Annotated in this window: 5 protein-coding genes; all 5 read right to left on the bottom strand. The window is 47.5% G+C overall.

Going from position 1 to position 5,251, the window contains the following annotated elements; translation table 11 throughout:
* On the bottom strand, positions 1-391 hold a 391-nt coding region (locus tag JW883_09710; protein ID MBN1842539.1), incomplete at its 3' end, for a hypothetical protein.
* 246 nt (positions 392-637) lie between these two features.
* Positions 638-1,144: a PPC domain-containing protein gene (locus JW883_09715; protein ID MBN1842540.1), complete on the bottom strand. Its 507-nt coding sequence runs from the start codon at positions 1,142-1,144 to the stop codon at positions 638-640.
* An 860-nt stretch (positions 1,145-2,004) separates the two neighbouring features.
* Positions 2,005-2,451 carry a hypothetical protein gene (locus tag JW883_09720; GenBank protein MBN1842541.1) on the bottom strand — a complete coding sequence of 149 codons (447 nt, stop codon included), beginning with the start codon at positions 2,449-2,451 and terminating at the stop codon, positions 2,005-2,007.
* Between the two features lie 214 nt (positions 2,452-2,665).
* Positions 2,666-4,336, bottom strand: coding sequence for an ATP-dependent endonuclease (locus tag JW883_09725; GenBank protein ID MBN1842542.1), 1,671 nt, complete (start codon positions 4,334-4,336; stop codon positions 2,666-2,668).
* A 170-nt stretch (positions 4,337-4,506) separates the two neighbouring features.
* Positions 4,507-4,848 carry a hypothetical protein gene (locus JW883_09730; protein ID MBN1842543.1) on the bottom strand — a complete coding sequence of 114 codons (342 nt, stop codon included), beginning with the start codon at positions 4,846-4,848 and terminating at the stop codon, positions 4,507-4,509.
* Between the last annotated feature and the right edge of the window lie 403 nt (positions 4,849-5,251).

Below are 5,251 nucleotides of genomic sequence, written 5' to 3' on the forward strand. Positions count from 1 at the left end.
CTTCTGTAACCTCAACAGTAATGTAGCTACCCAGGGCGCTCGCCAATGTTATATCCACCGTATTATCTTCAATCAAATCCACTGTTGTTTCCAGGTAATAGACGTTCTGGTTGAAGTCGTTGGGACCAAATATCTCCAGCCCATTGACGGACATTGTGGCGCTGCTCACCCCATCTTCAACTCTGTGGCCGCCATCATAATTGCCGTTCTTGACGATGAGCGTTCCCTGCCCGGGCACACCAACAAACGTATCGGCAAAAACATCTGGCGAACCACTGGTGCGCACATACTGCTTCGGACCAAATAAAGTGACCTCAACGGCAAGCGCCGAAGAAATGCCAATAATCAGGCTCAGGACTAAAACCACTGAAATAACAACTGACCTCTTCATGATTTTTCTCCTCTAGTGTCGGATGAATTGCGAGCGGGATTCCCCCAAGAAAACAGCATTTCTAGAATAAGGCGTAGCGAAGGCGTAGCGGGCCCTTAAATTTCTAAAACTCTTTTTCAACTGGCAGATAAATCTTCTCATTTGTGCAGTGTTACAGGTTCGCCAATTTTTGTACTGATAATAAGAAACTTATGAGCTTAAGGGCGTTCCGCCATTCCAATCAATAATCAAGGTTTGAAGTCATTGTTACCCAACCTGTTTGACGACCTTTATCTTGTAGGCCCCAGTACCGGCTTCACTGTCGTAATGTTGGACTCGGAGATAATACGTGCCTTGTTTAAGGTCTGCCACTATTTTTGGATTCACACCAGCCCCGCTATCGTCATCCTGCGTTATGAGGTTCGATTCACTATCCGGGCCATAAAGCGTCATAACTAGGTCTGTCCGACCTTCAGTTTCAATGGTATATTGCCCTACTTCATCAGCAGTGAATTTGTAGTTATGTTTCTCACCATGGGCTGTGATTTTCGCCTCAATAGAAGCTATCTCAGTAACAGGGATTTCAAGTGGACCTTCTGCTGGAGGGGTACTTGGCACGGCAAAGGCTCTCTGGCTCCGAAAGTCATCAGACACTGGCCCGTACTCGCTGAATTGCGGTTTCTGACTCGATCGTATCAATTCACAGATCTTTTCATGCAGCTCCTTGAAGGTCCCGTTGAATGCACCATTTCCCCACGCTTCGCAAAGGGCCATGGTAAAAGCGCCACCTCCCTGATATCCAGCCGACGTGAACCCATCGCGGCATCCACCGAGATGTATCAGCTGTGCGTCAACCTCGATGTCATCCCTTGAGCGTTTTGCCACGGGCCGAAAAATGGAATCTTCATTCACCTCAACAGTCATCATCCCTCTGTAATTGGACCCGGAATTGCAGCTGTCGCTTATCATTACGACGCGGACGCCACGTTTGAACCTAGTCAATGCTTGGTGGATTTTGTCGTCAATTACTTCTCTATCATAGGCGACAAGGGTCTCGTCTTTACCATCCAATTCATCTCCATTAACATCTGGTTGTTGCCCGCCATGGCCTGAATAATAGAAAACATAGATGTCGTTTTCTACCATGAGATCAGCGGCACGATAAAGTGCAGATAGAATCCCGTCGCGAGTCGCCTCAACCGTTTTCAGTGTTCTAGTTTGGTAACCAAAAGGCTTCAGAATTCTTTCCATATTGTCCACATCAAGCTCACATCCCCAACATCCACCAGTACCATCCCATCCATTATAGGCGTTAGGGTCTACGCTTTTTAACCCAACCAACAACGCATGTGCTTTTGGCATAATGATCCTCCTTCCTGTCATGCTTTGTTACTACGTCAACCATCTAGTTGAACCAAATAGCGGCAGTTTGTGACAGTTGGGGGACATCTTTACTTTTTCACGTCTGTCCTGATGTTGAATTGTGGAATTCATCTTTGCCGAGGGCTTCAATACAAGCTCCTTCCAGCATGTCTAACCCGGTTCACGGTTTCACTTATTACAGAACTGGAAAACTGAAGAGCGTCCCCAAGACTCCCGTGTTTCCCAATCAGTCGAAAGCGACATTTGTCAAGTTAGGAGGTTTTTGCCTTCTTCTCCCGGGCTTCTGCCTCTGCTTTCCGGGCCTTGGCATCAGACAGTTCAGCGTCTTTTTGTGCCCTGTCGACTTCTTTCATTTTGTCCTGGGCTTCCTTGCTAAATTTCAAAACTCCCTGAAACAGCGTAATTGCACCTGCGCTTCCGCCGGCAACAATGGCGGCCGTTATGAAAATCCCCATCGGCGAAACTTTGTTGCCTTCGAAGAGGGAACCCAAGACATCAAACTGGTACAAACTACATACCGCCCAGGAGACCACAAAAGCAATTGGGCTCTTGAATCCGAGGTTGCTGAGCTTCTCACGAAACCATCGGTAATCAAACAAAAGCACCAATGCACGCTCAAGTAACATAGCGAGAACGATGAGTTTTGTGAGTGCGGCGAGAATCCGAAAGAAATCTGGCGACAAATCTGATGGTATCATGACCAACCTCCTTGTGCTCTTTCAGAATAATCCAATTAGCGCCACGCGGCCTATTACGTGTCTCGAGAAAAGTTCAATTTTCGCACAGCACAGCCTTTAGAAGTACAGGGTAGAGGGGGACGCTGGTGAAAGGTTGACATGTGGCCTTACTCCGAACAGATTTCAACCTTTCACCAGCGTCCCCTAATATCACTCGTCCGTGGATGGACACTAGCTAAACACCGCCTGCGATGAATTTGCTGAATTCATTCAAAGCAGCCTCGTTTCTCTTCTCCTTATCATCGAGATAATCCAGCATCGCGATGGGTTTCTCGCTACCCCTGTCTGGCAACTCAATTCCCATGCGGTGTTCCACATTTGGCTCTAGAATCATTATCGACTTTGTAAAGGCGTTTATCCCTTCTTGTATATTCTCGTTAGCCTGCCTATGAAACTCCTTTGTTTCATCATCTCTATCATGAACCACGAGGTGAGGTATTTCAAACTGCCCCAACAGCCGCATAAATTTGCCCATCTGGAATTTTCCACCACAATCCATTACAAAGCATTTTTGACCATGACAACTCTGCAGTCCTCGGCCATTTTGCAACACCCAGTTGAAAAGGACTTTTTCGGTTGGGCCTTCGACAAGTAGCACAGTATCGGCAAAAAACATCTCATTACGTTCTTGGTTCAGCCACAAATGGTAGCGAAACTTGTTCACTTCCTCCTCTTTCAGGACTGTCTCGATGAAATCGTCGGATAGACTTTTAGCGTGGCTCTTATTCTCCTTCTTCAACACTCGTACAATGGAACACATGTCATGAATATGGGGCGTCACGAAATAGGGCGAATGGGTTGAGGCAATCACCTGTTGATTATCCCCACTAGAAAGCTCCCTGAGATCCGCATAGAACCTATACTGTTGTTGCGGGTGCTGAAAATAGAACCTATACTGTTGTGACGGGTGCTGAAAAGTCTCTGGCTCCTCTATCAGCAGCAGTGTGAACTCAGGACGAAAGACCTTTTTGCCTTTCTGAGGGCCCTGTCTATCCTTTCTGCGACTTACCTCGGCCCAGAGCTTAACTAGGGCCACCTCAAGAGACCTCTGTAATCCCTGCCCCTTGCTCTCAACGGGAAAAGGAAAATGACCGCTCTCTTCAATAGTCAATGTGGCCGACTGCTGGGCGAGTTTGGCTGGATCAAGCGGTTGTAAATCTACCATAACTGTGCAATTCCAACCAGCTAGCTCCTTGTTCAAGAAGCACTCAATTCCAGATATGGATTTTCCATCCCACTCTTCCAGATTCTCCACTGGGATTTCCCGAAGCTTGTCAGATAGCCCGACCACGGCATCAGAGAAGGGCTTGTATTCCTTGGACTCGTGCAACCCAGGTTCGACTATTTCTTTCAAGAGTTTTGCCATCGTTGCCGAGCCCGTCGTTTTCAGCTCTTGTGCTACATTCTTCAATGCGGGTATGTAGATGACATCGCCTATCTTCGCCTTTCCAACTCCCTTCGCACCAAAGAAATCCGTATCAAACAGGCTTTCCTTTCCGTCAGTCAGGGTGAACCCTGTGTAAACAGCTTTCGAATTCTTCTTGGCCAACCGTCTCACCTTTAGTCTGTTTTCCGGCAGCCGGTATTGCTCTGGCAGGGACTCATGCAATTCATTGGAAAGCTCAACGAACTCCACATCCACGAACAATTCGTCTGGCTTGCAATCTGGACAGCATAAAAAATCCGTATCCTTCAGTTTCAACTCGTCATAGAAGAATAGAAGCGCAGCAATGACATTTGATTTTCCAGAATTGTTCGGACCTATAAGCGCAGTGTATTCATTCAACCGAACGGTCTCATTCTGAATCGAACGGAAGTTGTGCATTCTGATACTCTTTATTCTCATGGCGCCGCCGCCTCCAAGAAAGACTAACCACAAGTCCGTATCGCATTTTAGGCGTAATCACAGACGGTCAACCCTACGTTCTTGCTGACGTACTTACCCCCCACCAATAAATCAATAAAGCTGATAAGGCGATTTCGGGGGACGCCTATTTTATGCTATTCAGCCTTATACTAGTCTGAAGTAGTTTTTTTCTGCCACCTTTTCTCCTCGCAATGACGATCTACTTGCCGCCGATTGGCAGATTCCCAGGGACAGATGGGGGACATCCTGCTATCCGTCATATTCCTCTGCGCAAACATAGAGGCGGCGTACCAATGATGATCGTGCACACTGAAGGTAATGACCTTTCCCTTAGCGCCGGCCTCAACGCAACGCCCTTTCGGTCCCACGTAGACGAAAATGTGATCCACCTCGCCAGCGATCAGTTTCCCGATAAACCACCAGAATTGACCCATGAGGAATGACGGGTTGCCATCTGTGGTGCAGATCAAGTCGCCGGTCTCGACCGTCAAGCCGTCGATTTGGTATCCCTAAACCTTATCGATTTCAAAACCGTCCAGGCCGTTCACGACGGAGCCTCCATTGAAATAGGCCACTATGAATGCTCATGAATATAATGACTTGAAAGGGAGGCGCTTTTCCAGCTTACATGCGATCTGGGCTTCGGACAGAACAGTCTATGCCCTGTCAGAAGCTTGGAAAGCATACTTTGAGCTTGTCCGTGCTCATAGGAACACCGCGAGGTTTTGTCCGAAACATGACGTGACCTCTCAGTTCATCGCGTTTTGTCTTGAGCCTCAAAAATCAGCCACCACCAGTAGAACTGGTGGTATGAGGAAGGCCCCTAAAAGGGGCCTGTACCCTCGTTCATTCTTTTTGACAGGATGAACAGGATCTCAAGGATTTGGTTTTTAA

Source organism: Deltaproteobacteria bacterium, from assembly GCA_016930875.1.
Lineage (GTDB): Bacteria > Desulfobacterota > Desulfobacteria > Desulfobacterales.